Annotated in this window: 11 protein-coding genes; 6 read left to right on the top strand and 5 right to left on the bottom strand. The window is 75.1% G+C overall.

Annotated elements, in window-relative coordinates:
• The first annotated feature begins 32 nt into the window (after window positions 1-32).
• The 3 genes from OG286_RS08705 to OG286_RS08695 all read left to right on the top strand — a co-directional run bounded on the left by OG286_RS08705 (window position 33) and on the right by OG286_RS08695 (window position 5019).
• Entirely contained in the window at window positions 33-431 is a 399-nt protein-coding gene (locus OG286_RS08705) for a TadE/TadG family type IV pilus assembly protein (protein ID WP_396320009.1), read from the top strand.
• Between the two features lie 233 nt (window positions 432-664).
• Window positions 665-1060: a hypothetical protein gene (locus OG286_RS08700; protein WP_396320010.1), complete on the top strand. Its 396-nt coding sequence runs from the start codon at window positions 665-667 to the stop codon at window positions 1058-1060.
• Entirely contained in the window at window positions 1060-5019 is a 3960-nt protein-coding gene (locus OG286_RS08695; protein WP_405364983.1) for a BTAD domain-containing putative transcriptional regulator, read from the top strand. Before OG286_RS08700 ends, OG286_RS08695 begins: the two co-directional genes overlap by 1 nt.
• Before the next feature lie 148 nt (window positions 5020-5167).
• Here the strand turns inward: OG286_RS08695 and OG286_RS08690 are convergent, their stop codons facing one another.
• Window positions 5168-5452 carry a transposase gene (locus OG286_RS08690; RefSeq protein ID WP_405366039.1) on the bottom strand — a complete coding sequence of 95 codons (285 nt, stop codon included), beginning with the start codon at window positions 5450-5452 and terminating at the stop codon, window positions 5168-5170.
• A gap of 126 nt (window positions 5453-5578) precedes the next feature.
• Between OG286_RS08690 and OG286_RS08685 the strand changes: the two genes are divergently transcribed.
• Window positions 5579-6316, top strand: coding sequence for a VOC family protein (locus OG286_RS08685; RefSeq protein WP_396320013.1), 738 nt, complete (start codon window positions 5579-5581; stop codon window positions 6314-6316).
• Window positions 6317-6337: 21 nt separating this feature from the next.
• Here OG286_RS08685 and OG286_RS08680 read toward each other — a convergent pair whose 3' ends face one another.
• On the bottom strand, window positions 6338-7354 hold the full coding sequence (locus tag OG286_RS08680) for an Lrp/AsnC family transcriptional regulator (protein WP_396320014.1): 1017 nt from the start codon (window positions 7352-7354) through the stop codon (window positions 6338-6340).
• Between the two features lie 302 nt (window positions 7355-7656).
• On the opposite strand from OG286_RS08680, the gene OG286_RS08675 reads away from it, so the two are divergent.
• Together OG286_RS08675 and OG286_RS08670 are read left to right on the top strand one after the other, a co-directional pair.
• Window positions 7657-8571, top strand: coding sequence for an alpha/beta hydrolase (locus tag OG286_RS08675; protein WP_405364981.1), 915 nt, complete (start codon window positions 7657-7659; stop codon window positions 8569-8571).
• A gap of 788 nt (window positions 8572-9359) precedes the next feature.
• Complete coding sequence (locus tag OG286_RS08670) at window positions 9360-11441, top strand: hypothetical protein (protein ID WP_405364979.1); 2082 nt, start codon at window positions 9360-9362, stop codon at window positions 11439-11441.
• 170 nt (window positions 11442-11611) lie between these two features.
• Here the strand turns inward: OG286_RS08670 and OG286_RS08665 are convergent, their stop codons facing one another.
• From OG286_RS08665 to OG286_RS08655, 3 genes are all read right to left on the bottom strand, one after another.
• Window positions 11612-12973, bottom strand: coding sequence for a S8 family serine peptidase (locus OG286_RS08665; RefSeq protein ID WP_405362433.1), 1362 nt, complete (start codon window positions 12971-12973; stop codon window positions 11612-11614).
• 196 nt (window positions 12974-13169) lie between these two features.
• Entirely contained in the window at window positions 13170-13928 is a 759-nt protein-coding gene (gene fabG, locus OG286_RS08660; protein WP_396320018.1) for a 3-oxoacyl-ACP reductase FabG, read from the bottom strand.
• A 52-nt stretch (window positions 13929-13980) separates the two neighbouring features.
• Window positions 13981-15168, bottom strand: a complete 1188-nt coding sequence (locus OG286_RS08655) for a thiolase family protein (RefSeq protein WP_396320019.1) — start codon at window positions 15166-15168, stop codon at window positions 13981-13983.
• Between the last annotated feature and the right edge of the window lie 65 nt (window positions 15169-15233).

Below are 15233 nucleotides of genomic sequence, written 5' to 3'. Positions count from 1 at the left end.
CCCGGTCGGCGCGCGGGCGCGACGGCGGCGGAGTGGCGATCGAAGCGGCGATCGTCGCCCCGGGCGTCGTCGCGCTGATCCTGGTCACCGTCGCCGCGGGCCGGGTGCAGACCGCGGCCGGCACGGTGGAGGCGGCGGCCCGCTCGGCCGCCCGGACGGCGTCGCTGGTGCGCAGCGCCGACGGGACGGACGCGCTGGTCGAGCGGACCGCCAGGGCCACCCTCCAGCAGCAGGGCGTCGACTGCCGGAGCAGCAGTGTCAGCTGGAAGCCCGGCCGACTGGAGAGCCACGGGGCCGTGATGGCCACCGTGGAGGTGACCGTGGTGTGCGAGGTCGGCCTGAGCGACCTCGTGCCCGGGCCCGGCATGCCCGGGACGAAGAGGCTCGTCGGCACCTTCGTCTCGGTGGTCGACCGCTACCGGGGTGGGTGAGACGGGTGGTGCGGACGAGGTTTCCGGGCGGGGATTGGGGACGCCCCGGGCGGGGGAGACGCAAGCGGAGGGCTCCCGGGGGCGGGCAGGCAGGAGTGCGGAGCGGTTCCGATGGGGACCGGTGGGGAGACGAACGTGCGGGAGGGGGCGTGATGGCGCGCAGACCCGGGGGAGAACGGCGGCGGGGCCGTGGGGGCCGGGGGTGGGCGCGAGGCCGGTCCGACCGGGGCTCGATGGCCATCTTCGTGGCGATCTGCGCGGCCTTCCTGGTCCTGGTCATCGCCCTCGTCGTGGACGCCGGAGGCCGGTTGCGCGTCGCCGAGCGCACCGACGCCTATGCCCAGGAGGCCGCCCGGGTCGGCGGCCAGCAGCTCGACGAGGCCGCCGTGCTCCGCGGCGAGGGGTACCGGGTCAAGGAGCAGTACGTCAAGGACGCCGCCGACAGCTATCTCGCCCTTTACCACCTCAAGGCGGCGGCCGTGGCGTTCTCACCGGACGGAACGGCCGTCACCGTCACGGTGGAGGCCGACTACAAGCCGGCCCTGCTGGGCGAGCTCGGCAAGCAGAAGGTCACGGGCAAGGGGAGTGCCACCCTCGTCCACGGAGTCGAGAAAGCGGAGACCGACTGATGGTCGCGCCACGTGCCAAGGACCAAGCCCGCGACGGACGTTCGGCCCGCCGCGGGCCCGCTCGCCGGGCCGGAGCGCCGGCGTCCGGCCGTCCGCCGGCGCCGCTGCCCTCGCGCCGCGGCGGCCGGGGCGGCGCCCTGCTCACCGCCGTCGCGGCGCTGCTCACCCTGCTCGCCCTGCTCGTCGGCGTGCCCGCGCTGCTGCTGTACGGCACCCAGGCCGTCGCCGCGATGGGCGACGTCGCGCCGGACGGCGTCGGGCAGGCGCTGACCGGCCCCGACGACGGGCGGCTCTTCCTCTGGCTGCTGGTGGTGGTCGGCTGGCTGGGCTGGCTCTGCTTCGCCGTCTCCGTCCTGCTGGAGATCCCGGCCCAGCTGCGTGGGCGGATCGCCCGGCGGATCCCGGCCTTCGGCTGGAGCCAGCGGCTGGCCGCCGGCCTGGTCGGCTCGGTGATCGCGCTGCTGCCGGTGGCCGGATCGTCCTTCGCCGCCACCCCCGACCGGGCCCATGCCGCCTCCGCCCCCGCCCAGTTGACCATCGGCGCGCAGCGGGCCGCACTGCCCGCCGCCCAGGCCGCGCCCGCACTCGCGCCCGCCGCCGACCAGCACCCCACGTACACCGTCCGGGACAGCCGGCCCGCCGACAGCCTCTGGTCCATCGCCGAGCGCCAACTGGGTTCGGGAGAGCGGTGGGTGGAGATAGCCAAGCTCAACGACGGCCGGGTGATGGATGGTTCGGGCGTCCGCTTCGACGCCGAGCGGCCGATCCAGCCCGGGTGGGAGCTGCTGATGCCGGGCGACGCCAAGGCGGACGCGGCTGCGGCCCAGGCCCAGGCCCAGGCGCCGGCGCCCGCCGTGCCGCAGGCGGGGACGGCCGGGAGTGCCGGGCACGCTACGGTGACGGTGGCGGCCGGGGACAGCCTGTCGGCCATCGCCCAGCGGGAGTTGGGGGATGCCGAGGCCTGGCCGAAGCTGTTCGAGGCGAACAAGGGTGTCCAGGCGCCGGACGGGGAGCGGCTGACCGACCCGGACGTGGTGGTGCCGGGGATGGTGCTGACGGTTCCGGGGGCTGCTTCTCCGGCTCCCGCTCCGGTACCGGATCCGGCTCCTGCTCCTGCTCCTGATCCGGCTCCTGCCCCGGCGCCTGTACCGGCACCCGGGGCGTCCACCACGCCCGCGCCGCCCGCTTCGCCCCCCGCCACCCAGGCGCCCACCCCGCCGCCCACCCACGCCCCGGCCCCCGCCGCGCACGCCGAGGCGGCCCCCAGCGACGACTACACCGTCGCCCTCGCCACCTCCACCGTCAGCGTCCTGCTCGCCGCCATGATGATCGGCACCGTCGCCCGCAAGCGCGGCACCCAGCTGCGTGCCCGCCGGCCGCGCCACCGCATCGCCCTGCCGGCCGCGCCCGCCGCCGCCTTCGAGGCCGAGCTGAAGACCCGTCAGGACGACCGCGGCCTCGACCTGCTCGACCGTGCCCTGCGCACCCTGGCCCGCAACACCGTCCGCGGCGGCAAGCGCCTGCCCGCCATCGTGGCCGCGCGGGTCACCCCCGGGCACACCGTCGAACTCCATCTCTCCGGCCCGGCCGCCCCGATCGCGCCGTTCCGCGCCGCCCACGCCCCCAACGTCTGGTGGTGCGCGGCCGACTCCACCGAGCTGCTCTCGCCCTCCCAGGCCCGCAAGTCCGCCGCGCCCTACCCGGCCCTGGTCACCCTCGGCACCGCGCCGGACGGTTCGGTCGTCCTCGCCGACCTGGAGACCGTCCGGCTGCTCCACCTCTCCGGCCACCCGGACGACGCCCGCGACGTACTGCGCACCCTGGCCGTCGAACTCGCCCACAGCCCCCTCGCCGACCGGCTCCACCTGCACCTCGTCGACCTCGCCGAGGAGCTGCCGATCAGCGGCCCGGCCGCCGAACGGGTCCACCATCACCCCACCCTGGAGGCGGCGCTCGCCGCCCTCGGCCCGCGCACCGCAAAGGCCCGCGCCACCCTGGTCGCCGCGGAGGCCGCCAGCCCCCGGGACGCGCGCAGCCGCGGCCAGGCCGACGCGTCCTGGGTGCCGGAGATCGTGCTCTGCGCCCACCAGCCCGGCGGCGACATCCCCGCCGAGCTCGGCCGCCTGCTCGACGCCCGACCCCGCACGTGCGTCGCCGTGGTCACCCGCGCGCCCGAGCGCGGCACCGGCCCGGTCGCCCGCTGGACCCTGCCCAGCACCGGCCAGGCCACCATCCCCGGCCTGCACCTCACCCTGGAGCTGCAACGCCTGACCGGCCCGCAGTACGAGCAGGTCTCCGAGCTGCTCCGGGCCGCCGACGACACCACCCAGCACCCCGCCCCCGCCTGGACCCTGGACGGCCCCGGCATCGACCTCGAACCGGCCGAACTCCCCGTCCCCGTACCGGTCCTGGCGGCGGTCGGTGCCGGGTTCCTCGGTGCTGCGGGCGTCGCCGGCGGTGCGGGAGAGGAGATCGGCGGCTCGGACGCGGCCGGCCCGCGTCTGCTCGCCCGGGTCATCGGTACGGGCGCCAGCCCGTTCGCCGGCACCGACCCGGCCGCGCCTGCCGGGTTCGCGGCGGGTGCCGCGGGTGGCCCGGGGGCGCGCTTCCTCGCCAACGGCCTCGGCCGGCAGAGCGGAGCGGGCCCGGTGGCCCTGTCCGGAGCCGGAACCGCAGCCGGAACCGGAACCGCAGCCGGAACCGGAACCGGAACCGGAACCGCAGCCGGAACCGGGGCCGGGGCCGGAGCGGGGGCCGACGAGGACGCGGACCTGGACGAGACCACGCAGAACCTTCGCCTCCCGGCCGGGCCCGACGTGGTGGTGCCGGTCCAGTCCGTCCAGCTCGTCCAGCCGGTACCGCCCGCCGCGCCGGCGCCGGAGCCCGTGACGCCGGAGCCCGCCGCGTCCGGGCCCGTGACGTCCGGGCCCGTGACGTCCGGGCCGGTGGCGCCCGCCCCCGAGCGCGCGCCGGAGCCCGTGCCGACCCACGACCCCGCACCCGCGCCCACCGGCGTCGACCCGCGCCTCCCCGCCCGCCCCGAGCCGTCCCCTGAGCCGCTCCCCGAGCCGTCCCCGGAACCCTCCGCCGAGCCGACGCCCCAGCCGGCTTCCGCGCCGACGGCCCGTACCACCCCGGCCCGCAGCGACTGTGACGACCTGCTCGCCATCCTCCGGTCCCCGGAGGCGCACGCCGTGCGCACCGCCCCCCGGATCCGGCTGCTCGGCCCGGTCGACGTGGCCGGCGCCGCCGGTACCGCCGAACCGGCCGTCCTGCCCCGGCTCACCGAACTCGCCGCCTACCTCGCCCTGCGACCCGGCGCCGACCACAACGCCCTCGACCACGACCTCCACCCCGGCGCCGCCCACCTCGACCCGCACCCCACCGCCGCCGACGCCAAGAGCCCGCTGCCCGCCAAACTCGCCGACCTGGCCGCCTGGTTCGGCAGCTCGGCCGAGGGCCGGGCCTTCCTGCCCACCGACACCCCCGACGGCTACACCTTCGCTCCGACCGTCACCTGCGACTGGGACGAGTTCCGCAGCCTCTACCGCCGCGGCATGCGCAGCACCAGCGCCACCGCCGACGCGGCCCTCGCCCACGCCCTCGCCCTGGTCCGCGGCGCCCCCTTCGCGGAAGCCCCGCCCGCCGCCTACGGCTGGGCCGAGGCCGAACGGCAGGACATGATCGCCGCGATCGTCGACACGGCCCACGAACTCGCCGCCCGCCGCCTCCAGTACGGCGACCACCGCAATGCCGAGGCCGCCGTCTTCCGCGGCCTCGCCGTCGCCCCGGACGTCGAACTGCTGCACCGCGACCTCTTCTACGCCTACGCCTCCGCCGGCGCCCGCGACCAGCTCCTGCGAGCCGTCAACCGCCTCGACGCCCTGAGCCGCCGCACCGGCCGCGACCTCGACGCCGACACGGTCGCCCTGCTCCGGGACCTCCTGTCGGGGGCGTGACGCGGGGCACCGGTCGACCTACCGTGCGGCCCGGACCGCGCTCACCTTCATATGCGGGACGGTCTCTTGGGGCACGCTCACTCCATGCGACGGGCGTGACCGTGGGAGGTCGAACCTCCAGGACGACCGCCGTTCCGGCCACGGATCGCTACGCAGGGTGACCGCGTTGCCGGGTTCGGCGCCCCGATGCGGCGTGATCACCCAGCCGACCGGCACCAGCCAGTCGATGTCCCCGGCCTCGTCCTTCTCCGCCTGGATCGCACGGAGCTTCCGCGGGAACGTGCCGTCCACCGCCCACCTGCGGAAACGCGTGTACAGGGTCAAGCCACGAGCCGTAGCGCTCCGGCACGTCCCGCCAGGACGTGCCGGTCTGCGGCTTCCACACGATCCCGTTCGGCATCGCCCGGTCGTCCGACCGCGGCCGGCCCGCCACCCCGAAGCGGGAGGGAACCGCGACAACGCAGCCCACTCGGCATCCGAAAGCTCATGACGACGCACGCGACGGACACGATCTCTCATCCCTTGATCATTTTTGAAGGCGAACCCTAGGATTTGCGGCATGGCGACACGACTTGTGCAGATCAACATGAAGGCCCAGGACGACTCCGCGCTCGGCCGGTTCTGGGCGGAGGCACTCGGTTGGGGGCTCGACAGCGAGGGGCCCGGTGTGACCAACCTCGAACCCGTGGGCTTCGCCTACCCCGACCCCGTGGCCGTCTGCATCGACATCATCGCCCGCCCGGAACCCAAGACGGTGAAGAACCGGGTGCACCTTGATCTGGCCACCACCTCGACCGCCCATCAGGCGGATTTGGTCGCACGCCTGAAGGACCTCGGCGCGACGCTCGCCGACGTGGGTCAGGGCGACGTCCCCTGGACGGTCATGGCCGACCCGGAGGGCAACGAGTTCTGCGTCCTGGAGCCCCGCCCGGTCTACCAGGGCACCGGGCCGATCGCCGCGGTGGTGGTCGACTGCGCCGACCCACGAGCGATGGCCCGGTTCTGGGGCGAGGCGATGGACTGGACGCTGCACGAGGTCACCGACGACCACGCGACCATGCGCTCCGCCGAAGGCGTCGGCCCCTACCTGGAGTTCATCCGCACCCCCGACACCAAGAGCGTGTGGAACCGCGTCCACCTCGACGTCCGCCCCTACCCGGGTGACGACCCGGCGGTGGAGGAAGCCCGACTGCGCGCCCTGGGTGCCACCGACCCCGGCATCGACCAGTCGGCGATCTCCTGGACGGTTCTGGCCGACCCGGAAGGCAACGAGTTCTGCCTCCTCAGCCCTCTCTGACCTCGAGCAGCGGCTCCGCCCTCACCTCGACGGGACGGGTTGGACCGGCTGGGGAGTGCGTTTGGCGGCGCGGCTGACGATGGCCGTCTCGACGTGGGTGATGCCCAGGCCGACCAGGTCGCGGGAGAGGAAGCCGTAGAGGGTCGTCAGGTCCGGGAAGTACGCGGCCGCGTGCAGGTTGGAGGGGCCCGACGTCGCGAACGCGCCGTGCACCGCGGGGTGGTCGGCCAACGCCTGCCCGGCGGCGGCCAGATGGTCGGGGGCCACGTGCAGCAGGAGCTTGGCCTCGATGGCCAGCCCGAGGCGGCGGGGATCGACCAGGACCTGCGTGATCAGACGGCCCTGGGCGGTCAGTTGGGCCAGGCGCCGGCGCACCGTGCTCTCCGGGCGGCCGGTGCGCGCGGCCAGGGCCGCCGCGGGCAGGCGCGCATCGGGTGTGAGGGCGTCGATCAGGGACTCTTCCAGGGCATCGGTGTCGACGCCGTACGGGCCCGGGGAGCCGGAGGCGACCGCACCGGGGACGGGCCCGCCCGCGCCGAGCGCCGTGCGTTCGGCCGCGGTCAGCACCTGGTGGCGCCACTCGGAGGTGAGCCGGAAGACGTGCAGGATCGTGGCGCTCTCCAGGGACGTCACCGCCTGGGTGGACGGCAGCTGGCGGAAGACCAGCGGGTCGCGTGAGCCCGGCTCGGTGCGGGCGACCGCGAAGATCTCGTCACCCGACGTGGTGACGTCGATGAAGGGGATGTCCTCGCGCGCCGCGAGCGCGGCCACGATGGTGTCGAGCTTCCCCCGCAGGACCCGGATGCGCAGGAACAGGGCCCCGGCCGAGCCCCCGTTGCGCGGTCGCGCCACGGGTGAGACCACCACGCGCACGGTGCCGTCGGCGCCCAGTGCCTGCAGGCGGCGGCGGACCGTGGCGGGGCTGAGCCCCAGCACGTCGGCCGCCCGCTCCGCGGTGAGGCGGCCGTCGCACTGCAACGCGGCCACCAGCCGCTGATCCAGGAGGCTCAGTACGGAATTCGCCGATGCGTGCGCCATGAAGGCAAGTTTCGCCCATTCCGTCGCCCTGCGGAGCCTGTTCCGGCGGCAACGCCCCAAGCATGGTGTCATCCACTCCGCCCCGTCCCCCGGCGCACGTCGGGGGCCCGCGACACGGAAGGAGCAGCCGATGATCCTCGACCCGCGCATCTGGTTCCCCGGCCTGACCGGCTGACCGGTCGACCGTCAGCACCTCCGGCGCCGCGACCGGCGGCCCGCAGCAGCGGGCCTGCGGTGCGACAACACCGCAGGCCCGCGGTTTCCCAACAGCCCGAGAACGACGGATCCCCACGGAGGCTCACGTGCCCGCAGTCGAGCAACGGAAGAAAGTACGCTTCCCCAGCGGCGACACCTCGTGTGTCGCCTGGCACTACCCGGGGTCCAACGGCGGCTGCGTGATCATGGCCGGCGGAACCTCGGTGACGAAGGAACCGGCCTCCGACCTCTTCGCCGCACGGTTCAACGACGCCGGTTTCGCCGTCCTCGCGTTCGACCACCGGCGGTTCGGAGAGAGCGGGGGCACACCGCGCCAGATCGTCCGCTTCGACGAGCAGGTCGCCGACTGGCACGCCGCGATCGCCTGCGCGGCCGGCCTGCCCGACGTCGACCCGGACAGGATCGCGCTCTGGGGCTTCTCGCTCGCGGGCGGCCACGTCTTCCGGGTCGCGGCCGACCACCCGCGACTCGCCTGCGCGATCGCCCAGACCCCGCTGGTCGACGGCCGCGCGGTCGCTCCCCACGCGCTGCGCTCCATGACGCCCCTCGCGCTGCTGGGGCTCTTCGGCCGGGGCGTCGCGGACGCACTCGGGGGCCTCGTCGGGCGTCCGCCGATCCTCGTCCCGACCTCCGGACCGCGCGGCGCCGTCGCCTCGCTCACCACACCCGATGCGACGGACTGCGACCGGGCCCTCGATCCCGACCGCCGCCACACGAACTGGGAGCAGACGGTGGCCGCACGGATCTCCCTGCGGATCGGCGGGTACCGGCCCGGCCGCGATGCCGCCCGGATACGGTGCCCGCTGCTGGTGGTCGTCTGCGACCAGGACCAGAGCGTGCTCCCCGGCCCCGCCGTCCGGGCGGCCCGGAACGCGCCGGAGTCCGCGGTGGTGCATCTGCCGGGCCGTCACTACGCCCCGTTCCTCGAAGCGCACGAACAGGCCGTCACGGCGGAGGTCTCGTTCCTGCGGAAACACCTGGATCCCGGCGATCCAGGATGAGGCGGGTCACGGCTGCCGGTGATCCGCCGACGCAGGCGGTGATCGTCGCGCACGGAGTCCGACGTTCTCTCAGGAAGCCGTGCCCACGGAGCCGCGGTCCCTGAACGGGGCGGTGGCGGTGCGGGTGCCGGCGTGGACACCCTGTCGCACAACGACCGGCGGTGCAGTGACGGTTGACGACGGCCTGGCACGGGGGTGCAGGCCGGGGGACCAGCACTGCGGCGGATGCCGGCCGGACGTACGGATCGGCCGAGACGAGCCCGACCGGGCCGCGCCGACCCCGGCCGATACGAGGCCGATCCGTACCCGCGCAGCCCGGAGGCCGCGGGCCGCGTCCGCCGGACCGCGCACCCGGACGCGGCGCCAGGTCGTGCGCGCACGGACCGGTCGCCCCGGTCGGCCACCGTACAGGGCCCTGCTCGGCCCGACGTCCGGACGGCGGGCCGCCGCGGGCAACTGGGCATCGAGGCAGGGCCGTTCGCCCTTCGGCCGGCGGGGCGGCCCGGTGGCGCCGGCGGTGCGGGCGCCGTCCGACCCGGCACCGGACGCGGACGCCCGCCGGTCCGGGGGCGCCGGCGGCCAGCGGCGGGCGGGCGGCGGGTCGTCGGCGAGCCCCGGAGGGCGGGCGGGACGGAACGTGCGCGACGCCGCCCCGGCCCTGATCACCGCCCCGGCCTGGCTCGGGCGTGCCGGGATCTCGTAGGGTGGCGCTGACGGATGTGGTGGCAGGCACCACGGGGCAAGGCAGTCAGACGCCGCTGGACGGCGGGGCGGGGCGGTGACCAGAGATGGCGGAGACGACGGCTGTCCCCGGCGGTCCCGAGCCCGCGGCCGACGCGGCCCCCTGGGACGCCGTGCCGCCGGGCCCCCCGCGCAACCCGTACGAGGAGCACCTGCCGGGCCCGGCCGCCCTGTACGAGCCGCCCGTCCCGGCCTCGGCGCCGGTACCGGCCCAGGCGCCGCCCGCGCCGATGACGCCGCCGACCGGATGGACCGTCACCGGCATGTCCGTCGTGGCCCCGCCGCCGTCGGCGACCCCGCTGCCGTTCAGCGTCCCGCTCCTCGCGACCACCCCCGCCCACGGCGTCCCCGTCGGGGCGGCGGGTGGCGCGGCCGGCCCGGGCGGTCTCGGGGCCGCGCCGCGCGGACGGATGCTGGTCGTCGAAGGCGGCTACGGCAACTCCGGCCGCCGCACCTGGGGCCGCGGCGGACCGACCCAGGCACCCGTGCTCTCCGCGATGCTCGCCGCCGTCTCCCCGCAGGTCCTGCTCGCGGCCGACGCGGTGGACGCCGTCCACCTCCCCGGCGCCAGCGACCCGCACACCGTGCTCGCCCATCTCCGCGCCGCCGCCCGCCACCCCGGCCCCCTTCTCGTCCACCTCGGCGGCCACCTGCTCGCCGACAAGCGCGGCGGCCAACTGCACCTCACCCTGCGCGACTCCAAGCCCGGCAGCGTCCGGCAGGACGGCCTCGCCTGGCAGTCCATCGCCGGCGAACTGCGGCACCGGCCCGCCGAGTGGCAGACCCTCGTGATCGCGGACCTGAGTGCCGACCAGAACGCCTGGCCGTTCCTCCAGGGCACCGTCTCCCCGCTCTCCGACGGCCTCCCGCTCTGGGCGGTGGTCAGCCCCGACCCGGAGCAGATCGGCACCTTCACCCGCGCGCTGATCGAGGCCCTGCACGGCGGCCGCCCGGGGGCCGACGCCGTCCTCGCCCCCGAACAGCTCCGCCAGCAGGTGTACTCGGTGCTGCGCCCGGACGTCCTCATCCTCGCCACGCACGCGCCGAACCGTCCGTTCTTCCGCAACACCGCCCGCCGCACGGACGGCCCGGCCGTGGACCCCGCCGCCTACGAGGGCCCGCGCCCGGCCGCCGTGCTGCCCCGCCCGCCGGCCCGGCACGACGACGGTCCGCGCGAGGCCGTTCCGAGGGACGCCGTTCTGCGTGACGCCGTTCCGCGTGACGCCGTCCCGTTCGTCCCGAGGCCCGTCGTCACGCTGGACAAGCCCGCCGCGGCCGCGTTCGCGGGGTCCGCGCCCGCCGCCGTGCCCGTGCCGCCGTCCGGCGGCCCGGTGAACCTGTTCAAGCCCGGCGTCCCGCCCACGCCGCCGCCCCCGCCCCACCCCGTCGACCTGCGCAAGGCCTACGCCTGGCGGCCCACCTCGGACGGCGTCGTCACCCTCGACAAGCGCATCCCGGCGGACGCCACGCCGGCGGACGCCACGCCGACCGACGCCGCCACCCCGACCGAAGGCGTCGCCGAGGGCGTCGTCCTCGAGGACGCGGTGCCGGCTGCTCCGGCCGGCGTTGCCCCGGCCGGTCCTGCGCCCGCCGAGGTGGCTCCGACCGGGCCTGAGGTGGCGCCGACCGAGCCCGAAGCTGCGCCGGCCGGGCCCGAGCCCGGGGTTGCCGGACCGGACGCCTCCCAGCCCCGCGAGGACTACCGCGAGGTGATCGGCCGGATCGTCCGCAGCGCCGACGCCGGGGACCACGGCGCCGCCACCGACCTCGCCTTCGCCCTCGAACTGGAGGCGATCGCCGAGCACGGCGCCGTCTCCGAACCGGTCCTCCAGGTCCGCCAGGTCCGCGCCCACGTGTGCCGCCTGGCGGGGAAGACGATCGAGGCGGCCGACATCTACCGCGAGGTGGCCCTCACCCTCCTCCGGTCCCAGGGCGCGGAGCACCCGGAGACCCAGCAGGCCGCCACCAACGCCGAAGCCTGCTGGCGGGCGATCCCGGACCGTGCGGAGGCCCTCCGCATCGCCCCCGAGATCATCGAACTGCGCGCCTACCTCCCTGGCCCCGACGGCCGGAAGCTCCGCGCCGCCGAACGCCACCTCGCCCACCTGGCCGCCACCGACCCCGCCTGACCCCCGCGCACAGGGAGTCGGAGGGTCCGGCCTTTCGTGTGCGTGGACCGTGCCCGAGCCGGGGGAGCGGAGTGGGAAGTCGGCCGGGCCGACTTCCTGTGCGGGTGAGGCGGCCGGACGTGCCGGAGGGGGAGCCGGTGGGCCGGCTCCCCCTCCGAGAGGTGGTGCGGTCAGCGGCCCGCGAGGGCGTGGACGAACTTGGTGCCGTCGATGGTGCCGAGGCCGCTGGCGAGGTCGTAGCCCTTGGCGGCCTGGTAGCCCGTCACCTTGTCCCAGGAGTTGTCGCCGGCGGTCACGTCGACCAGCCCGCTCCACTGCTGCGGGAGCAGGTTGAGGCCGTAGAGGCGCCAGTTGAGCTGGCCGAGGCGGTGGCCGGCGAGCTGGTCGGCGAGGGCGACGACGCCCGAGAAGATCGGGGTGGCCTCGCTGGTGCCGCCGGTGAGGTGCCAGCCGACGGAGGTCGGGTCGTAGGACTCGTACGTCCAGGCGCCGCCGTCCACGGCCGCGCTCATGCTGATGTCCGGGGTGCCGCGGTGGTTGCCGGTGACCCCGGCGACGCCGGTCTGGTACCACGGGCGCTCGAAGATGCCGGACACGCCGCCGCCGCCCGCGCCGTAGTTGTCGTGCCAGACCTTGTCGGGCGCGGTGCGCTTGCCGGCGTCGTCCAGGCTGAGCTGGGTGCCGCCGATGGAGGTGACCAGCGGGTCGCTGGACGGCCAGGAGTTGACCTTGTACGGGTAGAGGTCCTCGCCGTTCTCCTGGGCGTCGGTCGCGCCGTTGTCGCCGGAGGCGGCGAGCACGGTGACGTCGCGGTCGGCGGCCTCCTTGAAGGCGTAGCGCAGGTCGGTGAGCGACTTGAAGTTGCCCTTGTCGAAGCCGGGGAAGGTGTTCTCGGTGGCGCCGAAGCTCTGCGAGATCACGTCGGCGCGGCCGGACTTGATGATGGCCTTCTCGGCGTCCATCATCTCGGGCAGGCCGGTGGTGCCCTCGGTCTCGGCGACGCCGGTCTCGACCAGGACGATGTGCGCGTCGGGCGCGATGGCGTGGGCGTACTCGACGTCGAGGGTGGTCTCACCCGCCCAGCCGGTGTGGTCGGCGTTGGTGGGGTCGAACGGCGGGACGTTGCCCCACTTGACGACCTCGACCTGGGTGTCGGGGATGCCCCACTGCTTGTCGAAGACCTCCAGGTCGTGCTGGATGGTCGGCGAGCCGAAGGAGTCGACGATGACGATGGTGCGGCCCTTGCCGGTGATGCCCTGCTGGTACAGCGGGTCGAGGTTGTAGGCGGTCCGGTACTGGAGCGGGGAGTAGCAGTGGATGCCGATCTGGCTGACGCACTGTGAGGTGGGCAGTGGCGCGGTGCGCCCGGTGGCGCTGACGTGCCCGGCGGAGGCGGGGCGGACGTGCACACCGGCCAGGCTGCCGGAGGCCGTGGCGCTCACGGCCGGTACGGAGAGCGTGCCGGCGGTGAGGGCGGTGGCCCCGGCGGCGAGCAGGGCCAGGGCGCGGCGGAGGGTGGCGGGGCTGCCCATGGGACTCCTTGGGACGCAGGGCCCGACCTGTTTCGGTCGGGTCGGTCCGGCCATCCCATCGAGCGCCACATGATCATGCCATAGTCATTTCGTACTGCCGGCATGGTCACGCCTGGCCACCGGAAAAGGTAAAGGCCGTCCCAGGTGAAGGTAACCCACCACCGGGGACGGCAGCCTGACGAAACGTCAGTAGCGGTCAGCGTGCCCCACCGTTGACGTACAGTGTCTGCCCGCTGACGTACGAGGCGTCCTCGCTGGCCAGGAAGGCGACCACCGAGGCGATCTCCTCCGGCTGCCCGACCCGCCGCAGCGGCGTCCGGGCGGCGACCTCGGTCTGGTGGTCCTCGGCCGAGGCGCCCACCCGCTCGGCGGTGGCGGCGGTCATCGCGGTGGCGATGTAGCCGGGGGCGACGGCGTTGACGTTGATGTTGAACGGGCCCAGCTCGATGGCCAGGGTGGCGGTCAGCCCCTGGATGCCGGCCTTGGCGGCGGCGTAGTTGGCCTGGCCCCGGTTGCCGAGCGCCGAGCGCGAGCTGAGCGAGACGATCTTGCCGTACTTCTGCGCCACCATGTACTTCTGCGCGACGTGGCTGCAGTTGTAGGCGCTGGTCAGGTTGACCGTCAGCACCGCGTCCCAGTCGGACTTGGGCATCTTGAAGAACAGGTTGTCCCGGGTGATCCCGGCGTTGTTCACCAGGACGTGCACCCCGCCGAGGTCCTGCGCCACCTGCGCGAACACGGCCTCCACCGCGTCGTAGTCGGCCACGTCGCAGCCGTACGCCCGCGCGGTGCCGCCCTTCGCGGTGATCTCCTCGACGGTGCCGGCGGCGCGCTCGGCGGTGAGGTCGACGACGGCGACGGCCGCGCCCTCCTCCGCCAGCAGCCGCGCGGTGGCCGCACCGATACCCTGCGCCGCGCCGGTGACGACGGCGACCTTGCCTGCGAAGCGAGTCACAGCTGCTCCTTCGATCAATGGGAAATGGGGGACGATCGTGGGCTCGCGGCGCTCAGGCCGATTCCACGAGAACGGCGGTGCCCTGGCCGACGCCCACGCACATGGTGGCCAGTCCGCGGCGGGCGCCGCTGCGGCGCATCCGGTGCAGCAGGGTGGTGAGGATGCGGGCGCCGGAGCCGCCCAGGGGGTGGCCGAGTGCGATGGCGCCTCCGGTCGGGTTCACCAGCTCCGGATCGATGCCCAACTGGTCGACGGAGGCGAGTACCTGGGCCGCGAAGGCCTCGTTGAGCTCGGCCTCCTCCACCGCGTCGACCGACCAGCCGACCCGGCCGAGCGCCTTGCGGGTGGCCGGCACCGGGCCGATGCCCATGACGTCCGGGTGCACCCCGGCGGAGGCACCGGCGACGTAGCGGCCGAGCGGCTGGAGGTCCAGTTCGCCGAGCGCCTCCTCGCTGACCAGCACCAGGCCGGCCGCGCCGTCGTTCATCGGGGAGGCGTTGCCCGCCGTCACCGTGCCGCCCGCCCGGAACGCCGGCTTCAGCCGGGCCAGCTTTTCGAGGCTGGTGTCCTCGCGGATGCTCTCGTCCTGGCCGACCGTCACCCCGTCCGGCCGCTCGACCGGCACGAGTTCGGCGTCGAAGTGGCCGTCCTTGCGGGCGGCGGCGGCACGCTGGTGGCTTCGGAGCGCGAAGGCGTCCTGCCGCTCGCGGCTGATGCCGTAGCGGGTGGCGACCTCCTCGGCGGTCTCGCCCATGGAGAGGATGCCGTGCAGGTCGGCCATCCGGGGGTTGGTGAGGCGCCAGCCGAGCCGGGTGTCAAACGTTTCGATCTTGTGCGGCAGCGCCTCGTCGGGGCGGGGGAGGACGAAGGGGGCGCGGGTCATCGACTCGCAGCCACCGGCCACCACCACGTCGGCCTCGCCGGAGCCGATGGCCCGGGCGGCCATGGTGACGGCCTCCAGGCCGGAGGCGCAGAGCCGGTTGACAGTGGCGCCGGGGACGGTGTCGGGCAGGCCGGCCAGCAGGACGGCCATCCGGGCGGCGTTGCGGTTGTCCTCGCCGGCCTGGTTGGCGGCGCCCCAGTAGACGTCGTCGATCCGGGCGGGGTCGAGGGCGGGCACGTCGGCGAGCAGGGCGCGCAGTACGGTGGCCGAGAGGTCGTCGGGGCGGACCGTGGCGAGCGCTCCGCGCAGCCGGCCGATGGGTGTGCGGCGGGCTGCGGCGAAGTAGACAGGACGCACGTCGTCGGGCTCCTTATCAGCGGGAACAGCGGAACAGCGGGGAGAACAGGAACAGCGGGAACAAC

Source organism: Kitasatospora sp. NBC_00039, from assembly GCF_045160625.1.
In the GTDB taxonomy this organism is placed as follows: domain Bacteria; phylum Actinomycetota; class Actinomycetes; order Streptomycetales; family Streptomycetaceae; genus Kitasatospora.
The sequence above is the reverse complement of the archived record's forward strand: the minus strand, read 5'-3'. Positions and strand labels throughout refer to the sequence as shown.